This is a genomic window from Streptomyces sp. URMC 124, assembly GCF_051386455.1.
GTDB lineage: Bacteria > Actinomycetota > Actinomycetes > Streptomycetales > Streptomycetaceae > Streptomyces.
This window is the reverse complement of sequence record NZ_JBPQTS010000302.1, coordinates 1-2,629: the sequence shown is the minus strand read 5'-3', so window position 1 is coordinate 2,629 and position 2,629 is coordinate 1. Positions and strand designations below refer to the sequence as shown.

The 2,629-nt window shown below is 67.1% G+C and carries 2 protein-coding genes; one reads left to right on the top strand and one right to left on the bottom strand.

The genetic code is table 11. The features are described from left to right. Positions 1 to 1,787, top strand: a 1,787-nt coding sequence (locus tag ACSNOG_RS32475; protein WP_436756294.1) for a bifunctional metallophosphatase/5'-nucleotidase, incomplete at its 5' end; no start/stop codon positions are given. On the opposite strand, the gene ACSNOG_RS32470 is transcribed toward ACSNOG_RS32475, so the two are convergent. Further along, positions 1,743 to 2,629 (bottom strand): SidA/IucD/PvdA family monooxygenase (locus ACSNOG_RS32470; protein ID WP_436756293.1); only part of this gene is annotated, 887 nt, incomplete at its 5' end. The two genes, ACSNOG_RS32475 and ACSNOG_RS32470, sit on opposite strands and share 45 nt — an antisense overlap.

Here is a 2,629-nt window from a genome sequence, read left to right as displayed (position 1 = left end):
GTACTGCCGCGACGGGTGCGGGGGTCGCGCTCGTGGGGGCGGTGGGTGCCGGGTCGGCCGAGGCGCGGGAGGTGGATGCGGGTGCGTCGGCCGGCGGCCGGGGGAAGCGGAAGTATTCCTTCACCGTGATGGGGACGACGGACCTGCACGGGAACGTCTTCAACTGGGACTATTTCACGGATGCCGAGTTCGATGACAAGGCGCACAATGACGTGGGTCTGGCGAAGATCTCGACGCTGGTGAATCAGGTGCGGGCGGAGAAGGGGCGCCGCAACACGCTGCTGATCGACGCGGGTGACACGATTCAGGGCACTCAGCTGTCGTATTACTACGCCAAGGTGGATCCGATCACCAAGGCGCACGGTCCGGTGCATCCGATGGCGCAGGCGATGAATGCCATCGGGTACGACGCCGCGGCGCTGGGGAATCACGAGTTCAATTACGGGATTCCGGTGCTGCGGAAGTTCGAGGAGCAGTGCGACTTCCCGCTGCTGGGGGCGAATGCGCTCGATGCGAAGACGCTGCGGCCGGCTTTCGCGCCGTATGTGATGAAGCGGGTGTGCACGCCGTTCGGGCGTGATGTGAAGGTGGCGATCCTGGGGCTGACGAATCCGGGTATCGCGATCTGGGACAAGGCGAATGTCCAGGGGAAGATGGTGTTCCCGGGTCTGGAGGAGCAGGCGGCGAAGTGGGTGCCGCGGCTGCGTTCGATGGGGGCGGACGTGGTGATCGTCTCGGCGCACTCGGGTTCGAGCGGGACGTCTTCGTACGGTGATCAGCTGCCGCACATCGAGAACGCGGCGGCGCTGGTGGCGGAGCAGGTGCCGGGGATCGACGCGATCCTGGTGGGGCATGCGCACACGGAGATCCCGGAGTACCGGGTGGCGAACAAGAAGACGGGCAAGCAGGTGGTGCTGTCCGAGCCGCTGAAGTGGGGTCAGCGGCTGACGCTCTTCGACTTCGGCCTGGTGTGGGAGCGGGGTCGCTGGCAGGTGGAGTCGGTGTCGGCGAAGGTGCTGAACTCGAATACGGTGCCGGAGGACAAGAAGATCACGCGGCTGCTGCGCGACGAGCACGAGAAGGTCGTGGCGTATGTGAATCAGGTGATCGGTACGTCGACGGCGGCGATGAGCGCCGCGGAGGCGGCGTACAAGGACACGGCGATCATCGACTTCATCAACCATGTGCAGAAGGAGACGGTGAGGGCGGCGCTGGCCGGGACGGCTCATGCGGCGCTTCCGGTGCTGTCGCAGGCGTCGTGCTTCTCGCGGACGGCGGCGGTGCCGGCGGGGAAGGTGACGATCCGCGAGGTGGCGGGGCTGTATCCGTTCGAGAACACGCTGGAGGCGCGGGTGATGACGGGTGCGCAGCTGCGGGAGTATCTGGAGTTCTCGGCGCGGTATTTCGTGCGGACAGCTGCGGGTGTGCCGGTGGATCCGGCGAAGCTGACGAATGCGGAGAGCATTCCGGATTACAACTATGACGCGGTCAGCGGCCTCTCGTACGAGATCGACATCGCGAAGGCGCCGGGGTCGCGGGTCGCGAAGCTGATGTTCGACGGGAAGCCGCTGGATGACGCGGCGCAGTTTGTGCTGGCGGTGAACAATTACCGGGCGAGTGGCGGGGGGAATTTCCCGCATGTGGCTCGGGCGAAGCAGGTGTGGGCGAACTCGGAGGAGATTCGTAACACGATCATTTCTTGGGTGAAGGCGCAGGGGACGATCGATGTGGCGAAGTTCGGTTCAGTGGACTGGAAGCTGACGCGGGATGGTGCGCCGGTCTTCTGATGTGGTGGTGCGGGGTCGTGGCTGAGGCCGTGGCTCCAGGCCGAAGGTGGTGAAGGCGGTCCGCTCCGGGAGGGGGTAGGCCGCCTTTTCCGTGATGGCGTTGAGGATGGTGGCGCTGCGCCAGGCGGCGAGGCCGAGGTCGGGGGTGCCGATGCCGTGGGTGTGGCGTTCGGCGTTCTGGACGTGGATGGCGCCGCGGACGAGGGGGTCGAGGACGAGGCGGTGGTTCTCGTCGATGCGGGGGCGTTCGTTGTGGTCGCGGCGGATGTAGGGGTCGAGGGCGGCGAGGAGGGTGTCGACGGGGCGTTCGCGGTAGCCGGTGGCGAGGACGACGGCGTCGGTGGTGATGCGGGAGCGGGTGCCTTGCTGGGCGTGTTCGAGGTGGAGTTCGACGCGGGTGGTGCCGACGCGGCCGGCGGTGCGGACGAAGACGCCGGGGGTGAGGACGGTGTCGGGCCAGCCGCCGTGGAGGCTGCGGCGGTAGAGCTCGTCGTGGATGTCGGCGAGGGTGTCGGCGGCGATGCCCTTGTGGAGCTGCCATTGCTGGGGGAGGAGTTGGTTGCGGACGGCTTCGGGGAGGGCGTGGAAGTAGCGGGTGTAGTCGGGGGTGAATTGTTCGAGGCCGAGTTTGCTGTATTCCATGGGGGCGAAGGCGGGGGTGCGGGCGAGCCAGTGGAGTTTTTCGCGGCCGGCGGGGCGGTTGCGGAGGAGGTCGAGGAAGACTTCGGCGCCGGATTGGCCTGAGCCGATGACGGTGATGTGTTCGGCGGCGAGGATGCGCTCGCGGTGGTCGAGGTAGTCGGCGGAGTGGATGACGGGGACGGCGGGGGCGTCGACGAGGG